Consider the following 24,933-nt stretch of genomic DNA (forward strand, 5'->3'; position numbering starts at 1 on the left):
CACTCGTTAAAACTAGCGGTTTTACAAATAAAATAACAACAAGCGGGGTGTGCCTGAAGGCACACCCCGCTTGTTGTTATTTAGAGTCAGCAGACCTTTACGCCAAAGGTTGTTTTCTCGCCATTCACATTCCATTCCATGGTAAAGCCGTCCATCTCACCATAGCAAACAGCATCCGCCAATACGTCATGCTGAATGGAAGCCTGATACTTTCTCATAATCTCCGCTACCCGCTCGCTTCCCTGCTGGTAAACGATGATATGGTCCATCACATTGAAATCCGCCTCTTTGCGCATGGATTGTATTTTACTGATAATCTCGCGTTCAAAGCCCTCTTCGACCAATTCTGGGGTCAGACGGGTGTCGAGCACAACCGTGATGCCGCGGTCTGTCATAGAAGCAAAATCCTTTGACGGCGCGGTTTCAACCAGCAGGTCCTCTTCGGCCAGACGGATGTCGCCGTCGGAAAGGGCCAGCGTAATAAAGCCTTTTTCATCCAATTCCTTTTTTGCCGCATTTCCGTTCAGTTCACTGAGCTTTGTACGGATCTCGCCGATTTTTTTGCCGTACTTTTGCCCTAGCGTTCTCAGCTGCGGTTTAAAAATATAAGAGGTAAATGCGGACAAGTCCTCTGTAAAGCTGAACTTTTTAATATTGAGCTCGTCTGTGACAATTTCCCTGTAGAGGCCGTCAAGCTTATGATGCTCTGCGTGAACAAAAATCTCTGCCAGCGGCTGGCGGTTTTTCAGGCTGGCTGCGTTCCGAACCGCACGGCCCAGCGTCACAATCTGCAGCACCTCATCCATGTTGGCCTCCAGCTCCGCATTCTTGAATTTATCGTCCGCTACCGGGTAGCTGCAAAGATGCACGCTTTCCGGCGCAGAAGAATCGATGCTGCAAACCAGATTGCGGTAAATCTCCTCACTCATGAAGGGGATCATCGGCGCTGCGAGCTTTGCTACCGTAACCAGCGCAGTATAAAGCGTCATATACGCGCACACCTTGTCATCCGTCATCCCTTGAACCCAGAAGCGCTCCCGGTTGCGCCGCACATACCAGTTACTCAGCTCATCCACAAAATCCTGCAAGCAGCGGGCCGCCTCTGGGATCCGGTAGTTGCTCAGGTGTCCGTCCAGCTCCGTAATCAGGCTATTCAGTTTAGAGAGCAACCAGCGGTCCATGACCGTCAGCTTTTCCGCCTCCAACGAATACTTCGTCGCGTCAAATTCATCGATATTGGCATAGAGCACAAAGAACGCATAGGTATTCCACAGTGTGGAAAGAAACTTCCGCTGCCCTTCCAAAACGGCTTTCGCGTGGAAGCGGTTCGGCAGCCACGGTGCGGAGTTGCTGTAGAAATACCAACGGATTGCATCTGCGCCATAAGTTTCCAGCGCCTCGAAGGGGTCAACCGCGTTGCCCTTCGACTTTGACATTTTCTGTCCGTTTTCATCCTGCACATGTCCCAGCACAATGACATTACGGAAAGGCGCCTTGTTGAAAAGCAGCGTCGAAATCGCCATCAGCGAATAAAACCAGCCCCTTGTCTGGTCAACGGCTTCAGAGATAAAATCGGCCGGAAATTGCTTTTCAAATAACTCCTTATTCTCAAAGGGATAATGATGCTGAGCGAACGGCATGGAGCCGGAATCGAACCAGCAGTCAATGACCTCCGGCACACGCTTCATCTGCTTGCCGCACACCGGGCAGGTGATGGTCACTGCATCCACATAAGGGCGGTGCAGCTCAATATCATCCGGACAGTTGGGCGACATCTCCTTGAGCTCCGCGATGCTGCCGACCGCATGGCGATGCCCGCACGCGCACTCCCAGACATTGAGCGGCGTACCCCAATAGCGGTTACGGCTGACGGCCCAATCCTGCACATTCTCAAGCCAATCGCCAAAACGGCCCTTGCCAATGCTCTCCGGCATCCAATGAACCGTGTTGTTGTTGCGGATCAAGTCATCCTTGACCGCTGTCATTTTAATATACCACGATTCACGGGCGTAGTAGATCAACGGAGTATCGCAGCGCCAGCAGAAAGGATAGCTGTGCTCAAACTTGGGGGCGGAGAAGAGAAGCCCCCGCTCATCCAAATTCTTCAGCACCTCCTTATCGGCATCCTTGCAAAAGACCCCGGGCCAGAGTGTTTCTTTCGTCATCTCGCCTTTGCCGTCCACCAGCTGTACAAAGGGCAGGCCGTACTTGCGGCCGACCTTTGCGTCATCCTCGCCGAAGGCGGGAGCAATATGCACCACACCGGTACCATCCGTCAGTGTGACATAGCCGTCGCAGGTCACATACCAGCATTTTTCCTTGGGCTCAACAAAACGGAACAGCGGCTCATACTCCTTGTATTCCAGGTCCTTGCCCACAAAGGCCGCCAGAACCTGCGCTTCCTCTCCTAAAACCGTGGGAACCAGCTGCTCGGCCATATAGTAAACCTCGCCCTTAAAGGCGACCTTCACATAAGCCTCATCCGGGTTCACGCACAACGCCACATTGGACGGCAGCGTCCACGGGGTGGTCGTCCAGGCCAAAAAATACGCATCCTCGTCCTTCAGTTTAAACTTCGCTATTGCCGAACGTTCCTTGACATCCTTATACCCCTGCGCCACTTCATGACTGGAGAGCGGCGTCCCGCAGCGCGGGCAGTAGGGCACAATTTTAAAGCCCTTGTACAGCAGCCCTTTATCCCAAATGGTCTTCAGGGCCCACCACTCGGATTCAATAAAATGATTGTCATAGGTGACATAGGGGTTCTCCATATCCGCCCAGAAGCCGACGGTGCGGGAGAAATCCTCCCACATCCCCTTATATTTCCAAACACTTTCCTTGCACTTTTCAATGAAAGGCTCCAGGCCGTAGCCTTCAATCTGCTCTTTTCCATTGATGTGCAGAAGCTTTTCCACCTCCAGCTCCACCGGCAGGCCATGGGTGTCCCAACCAGCCTTTCGCGGCACCTGGCAGCCCTTCATGGTTTGGTAGCGCGGGATTAGATCTTTAATTACGCGCGTCAGCACATGGCCGATGTGCGGCTTGCCATTGGCCGTGGGAGGACCGTCGTAGAAGGTATAGGTTCTTCCGTTCTTGGTCTGTTCCAAGCTTTTTTCAAAAATGTGATGGTCATGCCAAAACTTTTCCGTCTCTTTTTCGCGTTCAACCAGGTTCATGCTTGTAGAAACCTTTTCGTACATTGATTGTCAACCTCCGTTCATGCCTGCTTAATTTCCGGTAAAATAAAAGCCTTCGTCCTTAGAACAGGACGAAGGCTTGACTTCGTTATACCACCTATTACTACATACAAAAATATGCGTCCCCATAACGGCGGGATTCCGGCGAGGCTTACTCAAAAGCGTTCAGCCCGCAGCTCCAGAGTGATATTCGGCGCAGCTTACTCATACCGGGCTTCCACCTGCCCCGGCTCGCTTGAATTTTCTTCTGAAGCCTACTTGTCTCCGTCAAAGCTTTTGTAAAAATTCAAATTGTAATAAAAGCTAAATAAACAAAAAACCTCAAAGCTCCAGTAAAACCGAAGCAGTGGGGCTTGCCGCAATTATCTGCGCAGTGGTCGAGGTGACTGGATTCGAACCAGCGGCCTCTACGTCCCGAACGTAGCGCTCTACCAAGCTGAGCCACACCTCGATATGGCTGCGGAAGAAGGATTCGAACCCTCACAAACAGAGTCAGAGTCTGTCGTGCTACCTTTACACAATTCCGCATTATTTTCAGCTGCGAATCATCAAACAGCAATAATAATTATAGCAAATTATTTTTGTTTGTCAATCATCTTTTGCAAATTTTTTAGAATAGTTTTTACAATTCCTTCCCCACGTGTTCAGCACTCCCCTTTTTCCGCCTATTTTTTGGCTTATGCGTTTCTTAGCACCGCCTCGGCGCAGCGGATTCCGTCGACGGCGGCCGAGGTGATGCCGCCCGCCCAGCCTGCTCCCTCGCCGCAGGGGTAAAGCCCCCTGCAGCCAAGGCTCTGGCAATCCGCTCCCCGTAAAAAGCGCACGGGTGACGAGCTGCGCGTTTCCGGGCCCGTCAGCAATGCATCCGGATGTGCAAAGCCCCGCAGCCGGGCGTTCATCTTCAAAAGCCCCTGCCGCATCGCCCCGGCAACCTCTTGCGGAAGAATAGCATCCAGGCTGGCAAACGCCACCCCCGGCCGATAGGTCGGAAGCACCGCTCCAAAGCTGGTGCTGACCCGGCGCTGCATAAAGTCCCCTACCCGCTGGACCGGCGCTCGGTAGCCGCCGCCCGCAACCCGGAATGCCTGCTCTTCAATTTTTTCTTGCAGAAACATACCTGCCAGCGGATGCTCGGAGTCAAAATCCGCCGGCCCGATCCCGACCAGCAGCGCGGCATTCGCGTTTATCCCGTCCCGTGCATAGTAGCTCATGCCATTGGTGACCACCCGCCCCTCTTCGCTGGCCGCAGCAACCACCTGACCGCCGGGACACATGCAGAACGTGTACACGCCCCGTCCATTCTCTAAGTGCACCGCCAGCTTATAGGGCGCCGCCCCCAATGCAGGATGGCCTGCAAAGCCGCCATATTGGGCACGGTCAATTTCCGCCTGCAGATGCTCTATACGGGCCCCCAGCGAAAAAGCTTTTTGCTCCATCGGGATTCCCGCCTGGTTTAACCAGCGAAAGGTGTCCCGGGCGCTGTGCCCCACCGCCAGAATCAAGCAATTTGTGTCAAGCCACTGCCCCCCATTCAGCTGAACAGCCTTCAGCACACCGTCCGATATGCGCAAATCCGTCAGACAGGTGTGAAACCACACTTCTCCCCCCAGGGAAATAATGGATGCCCTTAAATTTTTTACCACTTCGCAAAGACGGTCCGTCCCTACATGCGGCAGAGCCTCCCAGCATATTTCACGCGGGGCGCCTGCATTGACGAACTCCTGCAGCACCTTGTGCATGCGGGGATCTTTTATGCCCGTGTTCAGCTTACCATCCGAGAAGGCGCCGGCTCCACCTTCGCCAAACTGTACGTTGGTATTAGAATCGAGCACCCCCGAACGCCAGAAACGCTCCACCTGCTGTGTCCGTGCGTCAACGTCGGCGCCCCGCTCAATCAGGATAGGCCGCTGCCCGGCCTGGGCCAAAATAAGCGCGGCAAACAAGCCCGCGGGACCGGCGCCGGCAATCACCGGGCGGCTCTGCAGGGGTCTAAATTCGGGCAGCTGATAAACAACCGGCTCACAGGCTTTGACCCGCGGGTCCTTAACTCGCGGCTTTGGCCCGGAAACCTCACACTCGACCGTACAAATAAAGCGGACGTCGTTTTTCTTCCGTGCGTCCACCGACTTTTTAACCAGCGACAGAGCGCAAACCCGCTCCGGTTCCACATGCAGCCTCTTTGCCGCCAAGGCGCGGAGCTCCTGCTCCTGTCCGTCTAAAGGCAATGCTATTTCTGTGATTCGGTACATACGTCCTCCCTGTTCTTCAGCGCCGCCGCCCTCCCGGCAATGATGCCCGTACTCCAGGCCCAATGCAGGTTAAAACCGCCGCAATCCCCATCTATATTAAGAATTTCTCCCGTAAAATAGACGCCGGGACAGCAGCGGGACTCCATCGTATTTTCATTGATCTCCGCCAGTGGGATCCCGCCCGCCGTAACCTGTGCATGTTCCCAGCCCAACGTGCCTGTCACTGGAAAATCGAACTGCTTGACTGCCGCGGCCAGTTGTGAAAGCTGCCGGGGGTTCAGCTCCTGTTCCGTCGTTCCCTGCTGTTTTGGCAAAACCCTGCGGGCGAGCTCCTGCGCAATTAAACGGTTAAGAAGCCCCTCCGCGGCCTCTGCACCATGAAAAGCCGTGCCCCTGGCGCCCTTCAGCAGCTGTTTAATATCACCAATCTCATATTCAGGCATAAGATCCAGCCTTACACAGGCATTTTTTTGCTCCTGCTCCGACAGGGCGCCATAAACCCGGGACAGCTCAAAAATACAGATGCCCGACAGGGCGGCTTCCGCAAACAGCACCTCTCCGCGCACCGTTTTACGCACTCTGCCGTCAACCAGCAGAGACGCGGCAGCCAGTGCCCGGGCCCCCTTCAGCGCTTTTACGCGTGCCCTGGGTACCGCCAGCTGAACCAGTGCCGGAAACAGCGGTGTAACCGTGTGCCCAAGCGCCCGGGCCAGTTCATAACCGCTTTCTCCGCCTCCTAACTGAGGGGCGGCCTTTCCGCCAGCGGCAATGATGACTCTTTGCGCCCGTAGCCTCTCCGAAGGCGAGGCTATTGTGAACCCCTTCTCCTTCCTGGTGATATTTTCCGCCAAAAAGCCGCAGCGAAGCTCCGCACCTGTATTTTCCAACAGACGAAGCAGTAGCTTCTGTACGGTTGAAGCCTGCAAGCTATAAGGGTAAACGCGCCCCTCCTCGAGCTCGCGGCAAAGCAGCCCAAACCGGCGAAACTCTCTAATAACCAGCTCCGGTGTCCAGCGTTCCCACACGTGAGCGGCCGTCCCGGCATCTCCATGATAATTTTGAGCGGTAAGCAGGCGATTTGTTAAATTGCAGCGGCCGTTCCCGCTGGCAAGCAGCTTTCTGCCCGCGCGCTGCTGAGCCTCCAGCAGCACAACCCGCGCGCCTGCACGCGCTGCCTCCACAGCAGCCATCATACCGGAAGCGCCGCCGCCGACCACCGCAATATCATAAACCGATTCCGCCATCATTCAATCCTTTCCCGCCGTACGGTTTCTACTTTTCCTACTTTGCATTATAACGTACCTCCCCCGGTTGTCAAGCCCTACGGCTATTTCAGGAAATTAAACCAAGCAGCATGGTAAACGCCATGCCACCCCGCCAAAATCACCGCGGCTTTTATGGATTAGGACTTAAAAACAAGACGATTACGCCCGGTTCTCCTGCTAATCCGACAAAATAAGTAGAGATTACAAGGTTTTGTTAGACCTTTAGAAAAAAATTTGCTATAATAATTATTAAGAATGAATTATGATTTGATAAAAGCATAAGCGCCTTGAACAAACCGAGACGGCGCCTATGCCATATCAAAATAAAAGGATGTGCTGCTATGGATTTATCGACGCTGTTTCGTGTAAAAAAGGTTGTGTTCTCCTTGGAGGTTTTTCCGCCGAAAAAGGACAACCCCGTACATGTCATTTACAATACTCTGTTAGGCCTGCGGGGCCTTCCGGCGGATTTTATCAGCGTTACCTATGGCGCGGGCGGCAGCGCCGTTCAGCAGAGCAAAACCTGTGAAATCGCCTCGCTCATACGCAGCAATTACCACATTGAGCCTGTTTCTCATTTAACCTGCGTCAATGCCCGCAAGGATAAGATCATCGAGACCCTCAATACATTAAAGGAAAATGGCGTGCAGAATATTCTTGCGCTGCGCGGGGATCTGCCGGCCGGTGAAGAAAACCGGAGCGACTTTGTGCACGCCAGCGATCTTGCCGCCTTTATTAAGAGCTACGATGCCTCCTTCAACCTAGTTGGCGCCTGTTACCCGGAATGCCACTATGAAAGCCAAAGCCTGGAGGCGGACATTGAAAATCTGAAGTATAAAATCGACAGCGGCGTCACCCATTTGATCACTCAGCTCTTTTTTGACAACCAGCGTTTCTATGAATTTATAAACAAGGTGCGCCAGGCGGGCATTACAGTCCCCATTCAGGCTGGAATTATGCCGATTGTCAATAAAAATCAAATCGAGCGTACCATCAGTATGTGCGGCGCCAGTATCCCCACAAAGCTGGCGACCATCATCAACCGGTACAGCGACAATCCTGCGGCGCTTCGGGATGCGGGCCTCTTTTATGCGACGGAGCAAATCATGGACCTGCTCGAAAACGGCGTGCAGGGCATTCATCTTTACACCATGAATAATGTCCAAACAGCTACCCGTATCAGCACCGCCGTCGAATCCATTATTGCCGCTAAAAACAGCGCCAACGAGGCATGACCATGCCTTTGACACCATTGCAGCTAGACCGCCGGGAGGTACTGCGCTACCTTGGCTACCGCGGAACGGAAATTCCGTCTTCCCTGGAAAATACGCTCCGGCACTGTATGGAGCAAACACTGCATATCATCCAACCGCTTTATTTTTATCGCTGTTTCCCCATTATTCCGGGTGAAAATCTGGTTGAAATCGGCCGCACGGGCCTTACCCTCCAGGGCAAGGACATCTGCCGCCATCTGTCCGGCTGTGGAGAAGTCTATATTCTCTGCGCGACGCTTGGCTTCGCCATTGAAAAGAAAATACGCCTGAGTTTCCTGCAAAAGCCGGAGGAGGCGGTGATTTATGACGCCTGCGCTACCGAGGCCATTGAAAAGGTCGCCGATGCTGCAGAGGCAGAGATTGCCAGCCTATGCGCCGGGCGAGGCAAGGGCATAACCTGGCGCTTCAGTCCCGGCTATGGCGACTTACCGCTTGAGACCCAGCAGGATTTAATTCGCATAATGGATGCCTCCCGAAAGATTGGCCTTTCGCTGACCGACAGCCTGCTGATGACGCCCAGCAAATCCGTGACCGCTATTATTGGCGTTACCGCCCTGCCGGACGGGCCCTTGTCAAGGCCGGGGGAAAAGCGCAACAAATGTGACGCCTGCCCAAACCGGGACCGCTGTGCATTCCGAAAAAGAGGTGACCAATGTTGAATTTATTGAATAAAATCATCCTGTTGGACGGCGCCATGGGCACCATGCTGCAGGCCAGCGGCGCCGAACTTGGAAAAGTGCCCGAGGCGCTTAACCTGACGCAGCCGGAACTGATTCAGTCCATCCACCGCCAATATGTAGAGGCAGGGGCTGATATCATTTACTCTAATACCTTCGGCGCAAACCGCCGTAAGCTTCAGCACTGCAGTCATAGCGTTGAAGCGCTCATCACCGCCGGCGTACAAAACGCCCGGGCCGCGGCGAAAGGATCTGAAACCATGGTTGCGCTTTCCTGCGGACCTATCGGCGCTCTGCTGGAGCCCAACGGCAGCTTGAAAATGGAAGAGGCGTACGATATTTTCCGCGAGATGATGACTATTGGTGAAAGAGCCGGGGCCGACTTAATTGTCTGCGAAACCATCACGGATTTATTAGAAATGAAGGCTGCTGTACTGGCCGCCAAAGAAAACACACGGCTCCCTGTATTCTGTACCATGAGCTTTGAAGCAAACGGGCATACCTTTACCGGAACCGGACTGGCCTCCATGGCCTTGACATTGGAGGGCCTGGGCGCCGACGCGCTGGGCATCAACTGTTCCCTGGGGCCGGACGAGATTCTGCCCCTCGTCCAGGAGCTTGTTCAGTGGACCAGCCTGCCCATTATTGTCAAGCCGAACGCGGGTCTTCCGAACCTGAACTCGAACGCTTATGACATCAGCGCAGAGGACTTCTGCACCCGTATGGAGGGCTTTCTGGAGCTCGGCGCCACTATCATCGGCGGATGCTGCGGCACTACGCCTGCGTATATCCGCCTGCTTGCCGAAAGCTATAAAGGGCGGGCGCCCGTGCTGCGGCACAGCCGCAGGCAGGCGGCCCTGTGCAGCGCGACAAAAGCCGTTGTTGTGGACGGTGTCCGCGTTGTCGGCGAGCGTATCAATCCCACCGGCAAAAAGCTCTTTAAAGAAGCGCTTCGCAACCGGAACATCGACTATATCCTCACCCAAGCGATTGAGCAGGTAAATGCCGGCGCCGAAATTCTCGATGTAAACGTCGGCCTGCCCGGTATCGACGAAGTGGACATGATGTCTGAAACCGTACGCGAGCTGCAAGGCGTTGTGGATGCCCCGCTTCAGCTGGACAGCAGCAGCCCTGCCGTGCTGGAGCGCGGGCTGCGGCTTTACAGCGGCAAGGCGCTGGTCAACTCTGTAAACGGGGAGCGCTCTGTTCTGGATAAAATCTTACCCCTCGTTAAAAAATACGGCGCTGCCGTCATCGGCCTGACGCTCGATGAAAAGGGCATCCCAAACCAGGCGGAGGAGCGTTTTAAAATTGCCGAAAGAATTGTAGAGGCCGCCCGGCAGTACGGTATTCCACAGGAGGACCTGTATATCGACTGCCTAACGCTGACCGCCTCGGTACAGCAGGCCGAGGTCCGGGAAACGCTGCGGGCCGTCCAGATGGTGAAGGAGCGCTTGGGTGTCAAAACCGTTCTGGGCGTTTCCAACATCTCCTTCGGCCTGCCGGAACGTGAGATTATCAATACCGCCTTTCTTACGTTGGCCCTGGCCCATGGTTTGGACCTTCCCATCATCAACCCCAACAACCGCGCCATGATGAATGCTGTGGATGCCTTCAACGTGCTCTATAACCGGGACACCGGCGCGGGGCGCTACCTCGAACGCCACGCCGCCAATCCCGAAAAAAGCCCGTCGGCCGCTCCCAATGCCACCGGCTACCCCTCCCTTGAGCAGGCGGTCCGGGACGGTTTGAAAGACTACGCCCGCACAGCCACACAGGAATTATTGAAAACACAGGACCCTATGCACATTGTCAATGATTTACTGATTCCCGCATTGGACCAGGTCGGCAATGACTTTGAGACCGGAAAGCTCTTCCTTCCTCAGCTGATCCAAGCTGCTACCGCCGCTCAGGCCGGCTTTGATGAAATCAAAAAAAATCTTGCCGGGAATCGCCAGGGCCAGGCTATTTCCAAGGGAAAAATTATTCTCGCTACCGTGAAGGGCGACATTCACGATATTGGAAAGAATATTGTCAAAGTGATTTTGGAAAATTACGGCTATGATATTATCGATCTTGGCCGCGATGTCCCACCGGAAACCGTTGTTTTAGAGGTCAACCGCTCCGGGGCGAAGCTTGTCGGGCTTTCTGCGCTGATGACCACCACCGTGGCCAATATGGCACTGACCATACAGGCGCTGCGGCGCGAGACCAATTGTACCATCATGGTCGGCGGCGCGGTGCTGACAGAAAGCTATGCTAAGGAAATCGGCGCGGACTACTATGCTAAGGATGCGAAGGCCAGCGCGGATATTGCTAAAATTGTTTTAGGATAATACTTGCTTTTTCATAAAATGAAGCTCTGGACAGCAATAAGCTGTTCAGAGCCTTTTATTTTACCACGTCAAGAACAATTTCATGACTTGGTATAGTTATAATGTATTTGCCTATTTTATATCTTTTGTCTGTGCTATTTAAAACCAGCTATATGATAATATAAAACAAGGATTCTCCCGATTCTAAAAAATGCTGTAATCCTATGATGGCATATGGTATGCCTCTTTGGATCCGTGGCCTAAAATTCATTATTTTACAATATACGTTAAAAAAATTCGCATTTAAAAAATAATATCATTTTTTGATTTAAGCAAAAGACCATATTCGTGTAGCCAGCGGAGCGCCATTGAGAAGGGACGGACAAGCACCATGCTGTCCGCCCCTTCATATTTTATCCGCCGAACGTTCTCTTACCGAAATACTTTAATCGCAAAGGATTTTCAGTGTAACAATTTCACCGCCCTTAGCGTGGAAAGCCACCGTGTTCTGCTCAATGGAAACAGCCTCGGTTCTAGCACCCGTTAAATCGACCTTCTCCGCCGCATGGAAAGTCCGGTTCAGCGTAACCTTGCAATTACTATCCGTTGTACCGGCGTTATAAACGCGGACAAACAACGTCTTCTTCTCCGGCCCTTCCGCATAAGCGGTAGAAAACACAGCGCCCTCCACCTGAATAAACGCCTGCTCCGCTTCCTCAGTGCCCGCTGTATAGGCGCCGAAGGATGAGAGTGGAAGCTGGTATGCCAGCGAACGGTTCAGCAGCGCATTGGCTTCTGCCGGATCCTGCTGAATATATAAACCATACGACTGTGTATAGACGCCCAACATACCGCTCTTTTCCGTCAGCCAACGAACCCCGACGCCGCAGGCGGACTCATCGCGTGTAAGGCAGTCCGTCCGGTAGACCTTATCGACCGAACGCAACAGCGTGAGCGCCAGGTGTGTGCTGTCACCGGCCTGATAAGCCTCGTACTCCTGGGGACCGCGTGAGAAAACAACCGGGGTGTCCGTTCCAGGCAGGCAAACCATATTGCGCAGCGGGTGTGTCAAAATCTGTGCCGGGTTGTCAAGGTCCCGCTCATAAACCGGACGGGCCGCCAAATCAAAGGCTGTGTCAGAGCAGCTGTTTGCGTACTGGCCCGGCCAGGCGAATATCGCCCGAATACGATGGTTTACCGACTCATTATGTACCGTGGTCTCAAAGTCAATCACATCGCTTTTCTCAGCCAATGTCAGCTTGGAGACAATACGAACCCGCGCACCGCTCTCCCCGTAAGCCAGCCGAATCGTCATTCCGGCCTTATGCCCATCGGCTGAAGCCTCAATTTCCGCCTTCAGCCCGCGGGTATCGCTGTGAGCGCCGGATGGGCTGTATGTATAGCTGTCTCCGACGTCCCCATCATCCTCAAACCAGTGCAGGTTTGTAAAAACCTTCCCGGTTTTTTTCACGGTTACATCTATCGTTCCGTTCTTGTTTGCCGTTACGCGGTAGCAATCATTTTCAATCTCATTTTTCCCCGCTGACACGGCCTGCACAGGCGCCGGCGATTGTGCCCCGCCGGATGTTAAATAATAGGCCCGGTAGCCGCCTGCCGGGATATTTTCCGCATAAAACGCATACTCCACGCCTGTATAATAATCCTTTTCCGTCATGTCGCCGAGCGGGCAGCGTGTCGTATCCGCTAAAATTTCCTCGTATTCGTCCTTTTTCATGGTTTCAATATCGCGGCGCTTCTGGAAGGTTTGGCGGACAGCCGCGCCCTCGACCGGCCTTCCACCGGCGGTGACCAACTGCTGTGCAGAGATCTGGTAAGGTACGGCCGCCTTTCCGTAGATCCACTCGCTTCTGGAAAACGGGAGCGGGTTATAGACTACGATTGCCGCGGCCGACGGCCCCTTCCGGATCCGACTGCCCAATACGGTCTGCTCCAGCTTCTCCACTTCCCGCGCTAACTGGCCGGCCTCGGTCAGCCGATGCAGCACATCATCGTTGGTCTCGTCACAGTTACAGCCGCAAATAGAGTCGTGCGCATGCGATGCGGTCAGCAGCTTCCACGCCCTTTCCATAAGCGGCCTCGTGTCCAGCGCGTCAAAACCGGCAACCGCCCTATTTTGCGCATACAGCGGCTGGCAGAACGACACCAGCCTGTTTTCCACCTCACGGTTTTTCTGCTTAATATCAATACGTGTTGAAAGTGTGTTACTCAGGTTATAATGATTTTTAAAAGCACCGCGCTGCTCGCCATAGGCAGTCGGGCGGTAAGCCCCCTGCTCCTGTTCCAGGGCCTTGAAATAATCCTCTAGGGTGCTGTGGTGGATCTCATAGTCCGGGAAAGCTTTCTGAAGCATGCTGATAACATTCTCCAGCCCTTCCACAGGCTCAAAATGGTCAATACCCACAATCAGCAACCGATTTTCCCCGCAGCCCTGGCGATCCTGTCCTTCCATCAACAGCTGGAATACCTGCCGGCAATGCTCCGCATCCGCCAGCTGCCGGTCAAAGCTTCTCCAAACACTGGGTACAAGCAGGCCTAAACCTGTGCTGTAGGCCTCCTGCAAAGTCAAAACCCGGCTGCCATCAGGGGCCTCCCAATAAAAGCACGGGGCAGGGTCCACTCCCTCGGGAAAACGCTGTCCACGTGAAAACATAGCGTAACGGTACCCAAACAGCCGGTACAGCTGGGGCAGCTGCGAGCAGGGGCCAAAGGAGTCCGGGCTATAACCGACCCTTTGCCCGCCCCCAAAGGAGCGGCTGAGATTGCGCCCGATTTCAAGATTTTTCACCAGTGATTCGCCGCAGGGAATGACCATATCCGGCACCGTGTACCAGGGCCCGGGAACAATTTTTCCGCTGGACACCTTTTCTTTCAAACGTTCTCTGTCCTCCGGCAGAACCTCCAAATAATCCTCCAGCATAATGCTCTGGCCGTCCAGCAAAAAATCCTTGTAGGCAGGGGAATCTGTCAGCTTCATTACCTTTTGCAGCAAGCGAACCAGCCGGGGCTGATAGCGCCGGAAGGGCAGGTACCATTCCCGGTCCCAATGGGTGCTGGGGACAATATGTACAACTTTTTTCTGATTACTCATGGGGATAACTCCTCTGTTATTAATATCAACAAATCAGCCTACGGTCCGTAGTTGGCCACAGCTTAATCCTCCACCGACGGCAAGCGCTTGATACGCGGATCGGTAAAGATGTCATATTCATCATAGCTCTTTGTGCTGAACTCCGAGATAACGGCCCCCTCGTCTCCCGCCTGAAACCAGTGCCGGGTGTTGGGGTACATAGTATATTGTTCGCCCTCCTTTAGGACAATTTCATGCCAAACGGTATAATAAGCCTCGCTCCCCTCCGGGGGGCGGCATGCCGGATTTTGGACGGGCTCGCCCTCCACATAAAGATAGACCGTACCGTACCGGCAGCGGAAGGTTTCTTCCTTTCCCTCATATTGAATTTCGGGTACCGGCGCATGACGGTGCTCCGGGCAGGTTTGGCGCGGAAAAAGCACCATTTCCTTGGCGCAGCAGCGGTCTGTATTCACATAGACCACCAATTCAAGCCCTGTGCTTTCCAGTTCGTTCAAGCCAAAATCCGCAACCTCCAGCCCCGCCTCCTCCTTGGGAGTCAAGACGATATGGGCCTTCTGATAGAAGGACAGCGCCTTTCTTCTGGCCTCTTCATAGATCTCTTTTTTCATCTATAATCAACCTCTTTTCTAAATATTAATCCAACGGCGTGCGTTCCATAAAGCTGAGAATCTCCGCAATGGAACGGATTCCTGTGGAAGCTCCGATCTCCATAATACAATGTGTGCCCACAGCGTTGGCGAACCTGCCGCTTTCTTCATAGGACCACCCCTGCGCCAGACCCGCTAAGAAGCCCGCGCAGAAGGAGTCGCCCGCACCAGTCGTATCCTTCGGCTTGACCGTGCGGTAGGTCGGCAGGCTGTAGCGCTTTTCTCTGGACTCACAGATATAAGCGCCGTCTGCTCCTGTTTTAATAACGACCGAACCAGCGCCGATCTCAAAGAAAAAGTCGGCAATTTCAGAAAGCTCCTTTTTGCCGCTGAGCTTGACCGCCTCGTCATAGCTCGGCATGAAGAGATCCAGGCATGGAATCGCCTCCGCAATTTTGGGCAGCCATTTGTCCTCAAAATCCCAAGCGGTATCCATTACGGTAAATTTTCCTGCCGCGCGCATTTCTCGGAAGAACGCTGCACAGCTTTTTCCGTCAAACGAGCTCAAAAGCATAGCTCCTGCAACAAATATAATGTCGCAGTCCGACCAAACCTCTTCCTGAAGATCCTCCTTCTGAAAAGCAGAGGTCGAACCTGGGCAGTATAGAAAGCTGCGCTCCCCGCTGGAGCCGACACAAACGATTGAAACCGTTGTGGAAACGCTGGGGTCGCTCACTACGCCGCGCACATCCACGCCCGCCGCGGCAGCAGTTCCTCTGACAAACTCACCGAAGCTGTCGGATCCCACCTTACAGGAAAGCGCCACCGGAACCCCCAGCTTTGCCAAATCTATCGCCGCATTGGAGGCGCAGCCCCCCACATGTGTGGTTACTGAATCGACTGCACGCAACGTCCCCGCCGGCGGAACAGAATCCGCCGGATTGACGATCACATCCGTTGTGACACTGCCAATACATAAAACCTTTTTCAATACCGTTTCCTCCGATTTATGATTTCATCTGCAAATAAACGGAGCAGATCTCCCCCGCGTTCATGGTAAAGGCCGCACAGCCGGAGTCCGTCGTCAGTGTACGGTCTGTCTGTACCGCTTTTTCCATAAAATCGACAAACTGCGCCTGCCGCAGGCTATCTGCACAAAGCTTTACGCTGCATGCCTCCTGGTATGGGTTATAGAGACGCAAAACCAGCCCGCCGCCGCTTTCCGCCTGCTTAAGCCCACACGCCTGCGCACCGCCCTCAATGCGAAGGAATGAATGAACCGGCGGTAGAGCACCCGAATGCGCCGATGTAGAATACGCATAAAGCGGGTGGCGGAAGCGCATGCTCTGTTCAAGCTGCTCCCCGGCAGCCGCTCCGGCGCAGGCGGCAACGGCAAGGCTCATGTGGTGGACGCCGTACTCCGGATAGGGGTCCGGGTCATAGGATCCGCGAATTAGGTCGGCATATAATGTGTCGTCTGCACCACGGTAGCCATATTTGCAGTCGCTCAACAGCGCTACTGTCTCCGCCCCCTGCTCCGGCACCGCGCAAATAAAGCTTCCGTACGGCACATCCTGCCGCAGCGGCGCGCGATCTAATACCCCGAAGGGAATATCCCCGCGGTACTGCTTTACCGCGCCGGCCACCGGCACGGCAAAGCCAAGCTGAGGAATGCCGTCTTTGGGGTTGCCAATCTCGTGCCAATCCGCCTGAACGTCATAGCGCAGCAGTGCGGAATGGCGTTCAAGAGACACCTTCACCTTCAGGGTTGAATGCAGAAAGGACAACATATATACAACCGACTGGTGAACCGGCCCCGTCTCCTGTGCAAGGATGGAAACGCCGTATTTTTCATTCAGATTTTCCACGGTACGGTATTTGCCCACTCGCCAGGAGGTCATGCCGTCTCCGGTGTTCTCCACAATATAGCGGAAATAACCGGACGTTTTTTCCGCTGAGAGCAATTCGGTCCCCGTTTCCTTGCGTACATAGGAAAGCAGGCTCATGGTGCGCGGGCAGAACACGGCGCGGACACAATCATTTTCCAGTACCAGGTTTTCATCCGTGATAAAATCGCAGCGTGTAGAAGGATCATGCGGGATGGCAATATTTTCGGCAGCGCGTTCTCTGACCGCATAGACCGCATACCCCATGGCGGGAACAGCTGCCACGACACGAATTTTTGTATACACATGCCCCCAATAATGCGTCCCCTTTTCAACGACCTGGCTGGGTGCCTCCCTGCCCTGGGAGTCCGTCACATAGGTGTGCGCCGGGTCGCCCTGCCAATCCCATACGGTGAGCTCGGCAGTTTCCTCCCGCTCATACGGCGTTGTATTGAAAATGGTAAACACCCGCACACTGCCGCCGTGATGCCCGGACTGCGTAAAGCTGAAGCCGTTTTCATCGGCGACGGCAAACCCTGCGCCGGCCGTCAGCACATCATCCTGCTCCCCGGCTAACGCCGAGGTATCTATGGCAGCGCAAAGGGCCTCCATCGCATGGCTGCTGTTGGCGCCTACGCCAGCCATCACTCGTTGAAATTCGCCCATGGCAAATTCCCTTGTCTCAATAACGCCCGATCCCGGAAGAATATCATGGAATTGGTTGAACAGCAGCTTCCGCCATGCCTTTTCGAAAGAGTTCGCCGTGCGGTAACCTGGCAGCCCGGCAGCGCAGGCATCCAGGGCCTCGGCATCATACGCGCGGTCCTCTGCTATATGATTAGCGCGCTTAATTCTCGACTGAGAGGTATAGCAGCCGGTAAATACATAGTTCAATTCACCTTTAAGCAGTGGGAATGCCGCTTTACCGGCCTCAATTTCCTCAAAATAGCCCTTGATGGTGCCAAATACAAGCTGTGGCGCCAACGGCCAGTGCGACATTTCAATCATTGCATCCAGGTCCCGGCGTGTGGGGCCGCCGCCGTGGTCGCCGACGCCGTAGACCTTCAGCATGCCTTGCACCTGATTTTCCGAGCAATAGGACGGAACCCCGAGGATCAGTCCCTCGTCGATTTCCCCATTGTACCACTCATACTCACGAACCACCAGAACCTCCGCACCGGAAGGCGCCTGCCAGCGATAGATGCTAGGCCCTTCCAGGCCGCGGCAGTGGTAATAATAACGGATGCCGCCATTGCGCAGCACCTCGGGCATATTTTGATTGTGCCCAAAGGTATCGGGTTCAAAATCCAGCGTCAATGAATCCTCTGGCACCCCAAACAGCTGGTTCAGGTACCGCTTTGTATAGAGGATATGGCGGGCCATTGCCTCGGCGCCGGACATGTTTTTATCATTTTCCACCCAGGTGGAGGCCGTCAGCTCCCAACGCCCTTCCTGAACGCGCTGCTTGATTTTTTCCAGCAGCTCCGGGTAATACTCTTCAATAATATGGTAAACCGACGCCTGCGACTGTGAGAAAGTAAAATCGGGGTACTCCTCCATTAAGGCCAGCATGGTGCGGAAGGTATCTACCGTGACGGTTACAGTTTCCTGAAAGCCCCACATCCAGTTCATATCAATGTGGGCATGGGCCGCACAGGTAATTTTATATTTTTTAGCCTCGGCCTGTAGGCCGAGCAGCGCCTGCTCAGCCGCAAGCGCCGTCTGGTTCGAGATGCTCCCCCGCTCCTCAAACTCCTCATACAGGCGGTCAATCTGAGCCAGCAGAAGCTCGTCGTACTTTCCGCCCTGTACCTTTGAGAGCTCCAGTAAATAGCCGAGCTCAGCCAGGATTCTTTTTTCCCACTTGCTGTGCCGGGATTGTTGGTAAAGCGCATTATAACGCTTCACACGGTTTATTTTTTCCACAACTGATTCCCTCCCTAAAATAGACGCTAAGCGCCCTTAAAACTGCCATAAGTATAGCAGATTTCATAAAAAAGTAAAGAAAAAAATGATGGTTTTTCTGGAGTTTATTGCCCGATTTTAACGGCCTGCCCCATCGCTAAAAAGAACCCTGCGGGGGCGGCACAGCTCCTCCACAGGGTTCAACAAAATCTCAGAACTCAATTTCCAGGCCGTCATACGAGACGGTAAAGCCATGCTTTTCCGCAAGCGGGGCGAACTCCTCATAGCACATTCCACCATTGTGTGAAAAATGATTTACCGCAAAACAGGTCTTTCTGTCGGCTATCCCCTGCTCCAGCATCCGCTCTTTCATAAAAACCGCGTTGGGCAATCCCATATGGCCGCGCTTGCAATCCTTCGCCACAAAGGTGCAGTCAAAGCTCACCGCATCCAGATGCCGGCCGGCGAGGTACTCCCAGGTCGCCTCCAGCAGTTCGCCGGTATCATGGGCATACAGCAACGTCTTGCCATCCTTCTCAATCAAATAAATGTGGGCGGTCTCCAGTCCGGCCATATGGTCGCAGGCCAAGGCCGTCACCGTATATTCTCCCGCCCGGAACGGTGTAAAAAGGGCCACCTCGACCGGTTCCAGCACCCCGGCCAGCGTCGAATCGGGGGCATCACAGGCAGCCATCGCTTTTTTTAACTGCTCTGTTACAGCCTGGTTTCCATAAATATACAGCTTTGGCACACTGTCCATTAAATGGACAAAATCCGTCCGCCGCAGCAGAAATTCCTCCGGGTATAAATGATCCGGGTGAGAATGGGTGACCAGCACATGCTCCACCTTGGAAAAATCCAGATTGTTTTGCAGGACATGCATATAGGTGTCGGCAGGCATGTCAATCAGCAGTCTCCTGTCCACAATGCTCTGAGACCGAGTGCGGATATTTCTGCCGCCCCGCTGTCGAGCCGTTTTGCAGGCCTCACACTGGCAAAAAATCGCCGGCCACCCCTCTGCTGCCGCCGTTCCTAAAAATTTCAGCTGCATGGTCGTTTCCTCCTATTTTATTCGGCTGTTGTTTAAAAGCCGAAATAATTCTTGGCGTTATAATAAGAGATGTTCTGTACCAGCCTAGAGAGCATCCCCAGGTCGTTGGGGAACTCGCCGCGTTCCACCCAGGCTCCCAGCACATTGCAGAGGATGCGGCGGAAATATTCATGCCGGGTATAGGAAAGGTAGCTGCGAGAGTCGGTCAGCATGCCAATAAAGGTCCCCAGCGCCGAAATGCTCGCCAGTGATTTCAAATGCTGCTCCATTCCCAACTTCGTGTCGTTAAACCACCAGGCCGCTCCATGCTGTATTTTCCCAGGCACGCCCGCTTCTGTAAAACAGCCCACAGCGGCATCCAACAGAGCGTTATCGTTGGGATTAAGCGAAAACAGCACTGTCTTCGGCAGCGCCCCCCGCTCCTGGAGATAATCCAGGAACCCTACCAGGCCGCTGACGCCCGCCCCATAACCGTCAATGCAGTCGAAGCCCGTGTCCGGTCCCAGTTCACGGAAATTCTTTGTACTTACACTGCGTAACGGTCCCAAGTGCATTTCCATCACCCAACCGCGCTTTGCGTATTCCTGCGCTAAAAACACCAACAGGGCAAAATGGTAGCGCTCAGCTTCCTCCCCGCTGACTGTTTCTCCCGCAAGCCCTTTTTTCAAAATGCAATCTATTGTCTTATCATCCGAGGGCAAAAAAGAAACCAGAGAAAGGCCATGGTCACTTCCCACACAGCCTGCGGCCTGAAAATACTCCAGCCTGCTCAGCAGCGCCGCCTTCAGGCTATCCAGGCCTTTAATTTCCACACCGGCTGCCTCGCCCAATGACTTCATATAGCCGGAGAAGCTCTTTCGTTCCACGGCCATAGCCTGGTCCGGCCGCCAGGAGGGCAAAACCTTCGCCGAGCACAAATGCTCTGCCCGTATTTTCCGATGAGCCTCCAGGTCCGCGATCGGATCGTCCGTAGTGACTATCACCTCTACCTTGGAATTTTTAATAATCTTACGCACGCTTAAATCTTTGAGCTGTTCCTCGCAGAGCTTCCAAACCTCTTCCGCCGTCTCTGCGCTTAAGACGCCGTCATACCCCATATAACGCTGCAACTCCATGTGTGACCAATGGTATAACGGGTTGCCCGGCGCATGCTCCAACGCCTCCACAAAGCGCTGGAACTTCACGCGCTCCGGCGCACTTCCTGTAACCTCTTCCTCGGGCGCTCCAATCGCACGCATTAAGCGCCACTTATAATGGTCGCCCTCCAACCAAGCCTGTGTGATATTTTTGTAAACACGGTCGTCAACAATCTCTTGCGGATTAATGTGACAATGATAGTCGATTACCGGCATTTGCTCCGCATATTGGTGAAACAGCTTCTCCGCAGTATCGCTTGATAGAATAAAATTTTTTCCCATAAACTTTTTCAATGAAACCACCCCTGTTAACAATAAAATAAGATCGCTTAATTTTAAGGCTATCTTACCACAATCTTTTATGAAAAAAAAGTAATTTTCCTCTTGAAAAACAAAATCAATTTATGTATGCTAATATCGCACAGAAAGAATCAATCTATTTTTTGACTGAAACAATTATTTTTCAGATTGAAAGGATCGTGTTTATATGATTAAAGTAGGAATTGCAGGCGCGCGCGGCCTGTCAAATCTGCTCGGCCTGCGTGCAATCCCCGATGTCGAGGTTTCCGCCATTTGTGACCTCGACGAAGATGTTCTGAACCAAATGGCAGAGGAGCACCATATCCCCAACCGCTTCCGGGTATTTGACGATATGCTGGAAACCGATATTGACGCCGTCATTATTTCCACCCCTATGCAATGCCACGTCCCCCAGGCCATTGCCGCATTGGAGGCCGGAAAGCACGTTTTCAGCGAGGTAACCGCGGGTGTGACCATGGATGAGCTTTGGTGGCTGATTGAAAATGTCGAGGCCTCCGGAAAAGTATACATGTACGCCGAGAATTACTGCTATACCCCCTATAACCAGTTGATCCGGGCAATGGTGCAAAAAGGCATGTTCGGCACTCCCTACTATGCGGAAGGGGAATACCTGCACGATGTAAAAAGCATGACTACCTACCACTATGATATCCATCAGAGCGGCAAAACCTCCTGGCGCAAATACTGGCAGCTGGGAAAACACGGCGCCTTCTACCCCACACACAGCATCGGGCCGGTGATGCAGTGGTTTGAGGGCGAACGGATCTCCAGCATATCCACGTTTACCAGCGGGCGCCATGTCGCCATGGACCTCCGCCAAGAGGACACTACCATTACCATGTGTCAAATGGCAAGCGGAAAGCTGGCACGCATCCGGGTAGACTGTATCTCCCCCCGCCCGCATAACATGACATTCTACCAGCTTCAGGGAACCAAGGGCGTAGTGGAGACTCCCCGCGGCCTCGGCGATGTTTGTAAGGTCTGGCTGGAGGACTATAACCACGACGAAAACAAGGACGACCGGCAGTGGCGCCCGCTATCCGACTTTAACAGCCTGCTGCCGGAGCGCTACAAAAATGCGACGGAGGAGCAAAAAAAAGCCGGGCATGAAGGCGGGGACTTCTTTATTGTCGAGGATTTCATCAACGCTATCCGCTACGGTACAAAGCCGGCAATTGACGTTTACCAGGCTTGTGAATGGACGGCTGTGGGACTGCTGTCGGAGCTTTCCGTGACCAACGGCGGGCGTGCCATCGACATCCCCCACTTTCGTAAAAACATGCCCTATGAAGAGCAGCATATTTCCTTGCGGTAAGTAAGCTTCTATCAAGAATCCCCCGCCTGAAAATCAGACGGGGGATTCCGCTCTATTATGCTCCAAAGAGTTCCGGCAACAGGCCGACTTGCGCCAGGGACAAATAGTCCTGGCCGCTAACAATTACATGGTCCAACAAGCGAACCTCTACATTTTCTAGGGCAGCAAACACCCATTGAGTAGTTTCAATATCCTGCCTGGAAGGCGTACATTCCCCGCTGGGGTGGTTATGCGCAAGCACCGCTGTCACCGCTCCATACCGAACGGCGAGCGTTACAATTTCTTTAATGTAAATATTCGCCGTCACGGCTGTGCCCTCATTGACAACATCACAGAACAGGATTTTACCCTTGCTGTCCATCAGCAGCAGAACGACCACCTCTGTTTTTCTTCCTACAAAGCGCGCCGTTAAATATTCCCCGATGGCTTCATAGCCGCACAGCCGTTTCGTACTGTTTTTCAAATCCTGCTCATACCGGCGCAAAAGCTGCGGGAGCAGCTTTAAAAAGACGGCGGCCGACTCGCCTATCCCCTCCACCGCCTCAAGCTCCTCCAGAGGGGCGTCTATGACCGCGGAAAGCGAACCAAATTTATGCAAAAGCCGGTGAGCCAGAGCATTGGTGTCCTTTTGCGGAATAGCGTAAAAAAGCAGCAGCTCTAATACCTCATGAGGCTGAAAGTCATCCAATCCTGTCTTCAGAAAGCGCCGTTTCATCCGCTGGCGGTGCCCCGCATGGACCGCACCTGTTTTCTCTTTGGTTTTTTCCATTAGATTTTGCGGCTGCCAGGCTTGACCGGCGCAGGCATTCCGGCCTTGCACAGGGGGCACTCGTCCGGCTCCCAGCTCTCAACCTCCATGGATATTACCGCATGGAAGGGAACGCCAAAATCAATTTTTCCGCCGGTGCGGTCCACTATGGAACCGACGCCGACAATGTCCCCGCCAGCCTGTTTTACCAGCTCAATAACCTCGCGCACGGAACCGCCGGTGGTAACAACATCCTCAACCAGCAGTACCTTCTGTCCCGGTTTTACCTCAAATCCGCGGCGAAGCGCCATTTTCCCCGCTTCATCGCGCTCTGTAAAGAAGTTTTCACAGTGCAAGCTGCGGCTTACCTCATAGGCCATTTGAACCGCGCCCATCGCCGGCCCAATGACAACCTCCACACCGCAGTCCGCATAATACTCTGCCAGCGCCGCACAGAGCTCTTCGCTGTATTTGGTGTTTCGGAACACCTTGGCGCACTGCAAATATTTATTGCTGTGGCGGCCGGAGGTCAGCTTAAAATGCCCTTCCAGCAAAACCCCTGCTTCCTTCAAAACCTCAATTACGCGTTCTTCACTGATCATTTAAATACGCTCCCTTTCTGAGTTCTAAAAATTCCAGCTTATATTTCTTTTATTATACTGTATCTCCCACGGATCGGCAAGCCCCTCCCTTTTTCAGCCTCTGCAACTTTTCTTAAAATATGTTATAATAATATCATTAACCTATAACACCGGTTTTAATGCCAGGGTAGGCGGCCCGGTCCAGTGGGAAACGAATTAATTAGACAGGGGAACAAGCCATGAAGCAAGTGATAATACGGGAAAATGATGCCGGTCAGCGTATTGATAAGTTTTTGACCAAGACTTTCCCAAACCTGCCGCAAGCCATGCTTTATAAAAGCATTCGCAAAAAAGACATTAAGCTCAACGGCAAGCGCTGCGAAATTTCAACGCGTTTACAGGCTGGCGACCTGCTTGCGCTTTATCTAAAAGACGAGTTTTTTCAACAGGAACCACAGGAATACGATTTTTTAAAAGCGCCTGTAAAGCTGAACATTCTCTATGAGGACAGCAACCTGCTTCTGCTGGACAAAAAACCCGGACTGATTGTCCATCCGGACGAAACCTACCATTTTGATTCTCTGATTGCCAGGGTCCAGCATTACCTATATGAGCGCGGAGAGTACAAGCCCGAGGACGAGCAGTCCTTCGCACCGGCTCTGGTAAACCGGATTGACCGCAACACTGGCGGCATCGTTATGGCGGCCAAAAACGCGGCAACCCTGCGGATTTTAAATCAAAAGCTGCGTGAACGAGAATTGCTCAAGCAATATCTCTGCATTGTCTGCGGGCATATGCCCCAAAAGGAAGAAACCCTAACCGCCTATTTGCAAAAGAACGAATCGCAAAACCGTGTTTACATCTCGGAAGCGCCTCAACCAGGGGCCAGGACTATCCGCACACGGTATCGTGTTCTGACGGAAAAAGAGCATTTTTCACTGCTTGAGATTGATCTGCTGACCGGGCGTACCCATCAAATCCGGGCACATATGGCTGCGGTTGGCCACCCGCTGGCCGGTGACGGAAAATACGGTGCCAACGCTGTCAATAAAAAGATTGGTTTCCGTTACCAAGCACTTTACTCCTACAGATTGCGTTTTGATTTTCACACAGATGCCGGCATTCTTTCTTACCTCAACCAAAAAGAATTTCAGGCGGAAAACATTTGGTTTCTGGATTCATTCCGGCAATGGAAATAAACCCGTGTTAAAAAATCAATACTCAATAATACAAACATGCGGGCCTGCAAAAATAGGCCCGCATGTTTGTATTGCCCTAAACCCCGGCATTTTAAAAATTGACTGCATAAACGCT

General features: G+C 53.2%; 16 protein-coding genes and 2 tRNA genes. 5 read left to right on the forward strand and 13 right to left on the reverse strand.

The features are described 5' to 3' along the window. Positions 1-86: 86 nt before the first annotated feature. The 5 genes from ileS to DPQ25_RS01970 form a co-directional block, all read right to left on the reverse strand. On the reverse strand, positions 87-3,200 hold the full coding sequence (ileS, locus tag DPQ25_RS01950) for an isoleucine--tRNA ligase (protein ID WP_112331489.1): 3,114 nt from the start codon (positions 3,198-3,200) through the stop codon (positions 87-89). A gap of 371 nt (positions 3,201-3,571) precedes the next feature. Beyond that, positions 3,572-3,648, reverse strand: a tRNA-Pro gene (locus DPQ25_RS01955). A gap of 3 nt (positions 3,649-3,651) precedes the next feature. Beyond that, positions 3,652-3,725 (reverse strand) — tRNA-Gln (locus DPQ25_RS01960). A gap of 149 nt (positions 3,726-3,874) precedes the next feature. Next, positions 3,875-5,446, reverse strand: a complete 1,572-nt coding sequence (locus DPQ25_RS01965) for an NAD(P)/FAD-dependent oxidoreductase (RefSeq protein WP_112331490.1) — start codon at positions 5,444-5,446, stop codon at positions 3,875-3,877. Continuing rightward, positions 5,425-6,693, reverse strand: a complete 1,269-nt coding sequence (locus DPQ25_RS01970; protein ID WP_112331491.1) for an aminoacetone oxidase family FAD-binding enzyme — start codon at positions 6,691-6,693, stop codon at positions 5,425-5,427. The genes DPQ25_RS01965 and DPQ25_RS01970 overlap by 22 nt, the downstream gene beginning before the upstream one ends. A 359-nt stretch (positions 6,694-7,052) precedes the next feature. Here DPQ25_RS01970 and metF point away from each other — a divergent pair, with 359 nt between their 5' ends. From metF to DPQ25_RS01985, 3 genes are read left to right on the forward strand one after another with little or no spacing between them, the layout of a single operon-like run. After that, positions 7,053-7,946, forward strand: coding sequence for a methylenetetrahydrofolate reductase [NAD(P)H] (metF, locus tag DPQ25_RS01975; RefSeq protein ID WP_112331492.1), 894 nt, complete (start codon positions 7,053-7,055; stop codon positions 7,944-7,946). Between the two features lie 2 nt (positions 7,947-7,948). Beyond that, positions 7,949-8,644 carry a vitamin B12 dependent-methionine synthase activation domain-containing protein gene (locus DPQ25_RS01980; protein ID WP_177576791.1) on the forward strand — a complete coding sequence of 232 codons (696 nt, stop codon included), beginning with the start codon at positions 7,949-7,951 and terminating at the stop codon, positions 8,642-8,644. Beyond that, positions 8,638-10,998, forward strand: a complete 2,361-nt coding sequence (locus tag DPQ25_RS01985) for a homocysteine S-methyltransferase family protein (RefSeq protein ID WP_112331494.1) — start codon at positions 8,638-8,640, stop codon at positions 10,996-10,998. The genes DPQ25_RS01980 and DPQ25_RS01985 overlap by 7 nt, the downstream gene beginning before the upstream one ends. A 424-nt stretch (positions 10,999-11,422) precedes the next feature. Here DPQ25_RS01985 and DPQ25_RS01990 read toward each other — a convergent pair whose 3' ends face one another. The 6 genes from DPQ25_RS01990 to uxaC form a co-directional block, all read right to left on the reverse strand. Next, a complete protein-coding gene (locus DPQ25_RS01990) occupies positions 11,423-14,086 on the reverse strand; it encodes a glycoside hydrolase family 38 N-terminal domain-containing protein (protein ID WP_112331495.1) in 2,664 nt (887 codons plus the stop codon). A gap of 62 nt (positions 14,087-14,148) precedes the next feature. Then, positions 14,149-14,697, reverse strand: a complete 549-nt coding sequence (locus tag DPQ25_RS01995; RefSeq protein WP_112331496.1) for a D-lyxose/D-mannose family sugar isomerase — start codon at positions 14,695-14,697, stop codon at positions 14,149-14,151. Positions 14,698-14,722: 25 nt separating this feature from the next. After that, complete coding sequence (locus DPQ25_RS02000) at positions 14,723-15,667, reverse strand: carbohydrate kinase family protein (protein ID WP_112331497.1); 945 nt, start codon at positions 15,665-15,667, stop codon at positions 14,723-14,725. Between the two features lie 16 nt (positions 15,668-15,683). Then, entirely contained in the window at positions 15,684-18,488 is a 2,805-nt protein-coding gene (locus tag DPQ25_RS02005) for a glycoside hydrolase family 38 N-terminal domain-containing protein (protein WP_112331498.1), read from the reverse strand. 190 nt (positions 18,489-18,678) lie between these two features. Next, a complete protein-coding gene (locus DPQ25_RS02010) occupies positions 18,679-19,518 on the reverse strand; it encodes an MBL fold metallo-hydrolase (protein ID WP_112331499.1) in 840 nt (279 codons plus the stop codon). 32 nt (positions 19,519-19,550) lie between these two features. After that, a complete protein-coding gene (uxaC, locus tag DPQ25_RS02015; protein WP_330409836.1) occupies positions 19,551-20,957 on the reverse strand; it encodes a glucuronate isomerase in 1,407 nt (468 codons plus the stop codon). Between the two features lie 184 nt (positions 20,958-21,141). Between uxaC and DPQ25_RS02020 the strand changes: the two genes are divergently transcribed. Further along, positions 21,142-22,290, forward strand: a complete 1,149-nt coding sequence (locus tag DPQ25_RS02020; RefSeq protein WP_112331501.1) for a Gfo/Idh/MocA family protein — start codon at positions 21,142-21,144, stop codon at positions 22,288-22,290. Between the two features lie 55 nt (positions 22,291-22,345). Here the strand turns inward: DPQ25_RS02020 and DPQ25_RS02025 are convergent, their stop codons facing one another. Beyond that, positions 22,346-23,059 (reverse strand): JAB domain-containing protein, encoded by a 714-nt coding sequence (locus tag DPQ25_RS02025; RefSeq protein WP_112331502.1) that lies wholly within the window; start codon positions 23,057-23,059, stop codon positions 22,346-22,348. Continuing rightward, positions 23,059-23,640 (reverse strand): orotate phosphoribosyltransferase, encoded by a 582-nt coding sequence (gene pyrE / locus DPQ25_RS02030; RefSeq protein ID WP_112331503.1) that lies wholly within the window; start codon positions 23,638-23,640, stop codon positions 23,059-23,061. The genes DPQ25_RS02025 and pyrE overlap by 1 nt, the downstream gene beginning before the upstream one ends. A 218-nt stretch (positions 23,641-23,858) precedes the next feature. Between pyrE and DPQ25_RS02035 the strand changes: the two genes are divergently transcribed. After that, positions 23,859-24,818, forward strand: a complete 960-nt coding sequence (locus tag DPQ25_RS02035) for an RluA family pseudouridine synthase (RefSeq protein ID WP_112331504.1) — start codon at positions 23,859-23,861, stop codon at positions 24,816-24,818. Positions 24,819-24,933 lie beyond the last annotated feature (115 nt).

This window comes from Hydrogeniiclostridium mannosilyticum (assembly GCF_003268275.1).
Classification (GTDB): domain Bacteria; phylum Bacillota; class Clostridia; order Oscillospirales; family Acutalibacteraceae; genus Hydrogeniiclostridium; species Hydrogeniiclostridium mannosilyticum.